General features: G+C 40.9%; 2 protein-coding genes. One reads left to right on the top strand and one right to left on the bottom strand.

What is annotated here, in order from left to right; all coding sequences use genetic code 11:
* Positions 1-351, top strand: a 351-nt coding sequence (locus DUT69_RS19055; protein WP_162796364.1) for a 5-(carboxyamino)imidazole ribonucleotide mutase, incomplete at its 5' end; no start/stop codon positions are given.
* A gap of 248 nt (positions 352-599) precedes the next feature.
* Here DUT69_RS19055 and DUT69_RS19050 read toward each other — a convergent pair.
* On the bottom strand, positions 600-1,045 hold a 446-nt coding region (locus tag DUT69_RS19050), incomplete at its 5' end, for a YqgE/AlgH family protein (protein ID WP_162796363.1).

Here is a 1,045-nt window from a genome sequence, read left to right as displayed (position 1 = left end):
TTCAGCTATGCTAAAGAAGCAGCTAGCCGCGGAATCAAAGTGATTATCGCAGGTGCAGGCGGCGCAGCGCACTTACCGGGCATGGTAGCATCAATTACCACCGTTCCTGTGATTGGCGTTCCTGTGAAATCATCTAATTCCATTGATGGTTGGGACAGTATCCTATCTATTCTTCAGATGCCAAATGGGATTCCCGTTGCTACGGTGGCTTTAAATGCAGCAAAAAACGCAGGTTTATTGGCAGTACAAATTTTATCTACGGCAAAGCCTGAACTAGCTAAAAAAATGCAGACTTATAAAGATACATTAAGAGCAAAAGTTGAAGAGACTGCTGCTGAAATGGAAAGTTAGTTAAGAAGTCAGAGAGTTGCTAGTCCGCAAGTGGGAAAGATGTTGTAAGTCCGTAAGATTTTAGTCCGCAAGTCGGAAAGTGATGGGATTTAAGGCTAGATGTGATAAACCACGTTTCGCGAACTTCTAGTCTTCGGACTTCCCGACTTTCGGACTCCCCCACTTAATCAAACTCCTTTTTCTGGAAACTCTATATCTTCGGACATCGGACTTTTCCGTATTTCGGACTTCCCAAACAGCCAAAAAAACTAATTCAAACTAGGATCTATCGGAAAATTACTTACGTGAGCATATTTCGGTCCTAAGTTAATGATCACTTCTTTCCAAAGCTCTTCTTCATTATTAGAAAAAACAGTTTCTTGATGATATTGATCGGAGACAATCCAAGTGTTAGCAGCCACTTCACTCTCCAACTGCTGATAACCCCAACCTGAATAGCCTAAAAAGAATTTCACTTCGTCCTCTTTAATGCTATTATTGTTGATCATGAGTTTCAAAGTTTCAAAATCTCCGCCCCAATAAATTCCGTCGCCAATTTCCTCACCGCTATTTAGTTTGTCGTAACAACGATGGATAAAGTGAACGGTATCCACTTCTACGGGACCTCCAATAAAAACCTGAAAATCAGCTAACCACAAATCGGGAATTAAATCCTTAACTACCAAATTACTCGGTTGGTTTAGTATAAAACCTA

It is taken from the genome of Pedobacter namyangjuensis (genome assembly GCF_003313325.1).
In the GTDB taxonomy this organism is placed as follows: domain Bacteria; phylum Bacteroidota; class Bacteroidia; order Sphingobacteriales; family Sphingobacteriaceae; genus Pedobacter; species Pedobacter namyangjuensis.
Note: the sequence above shows the minus strand (reverse complement) of the source record. Positions and strands in the feature narration are given on the sequence as shown.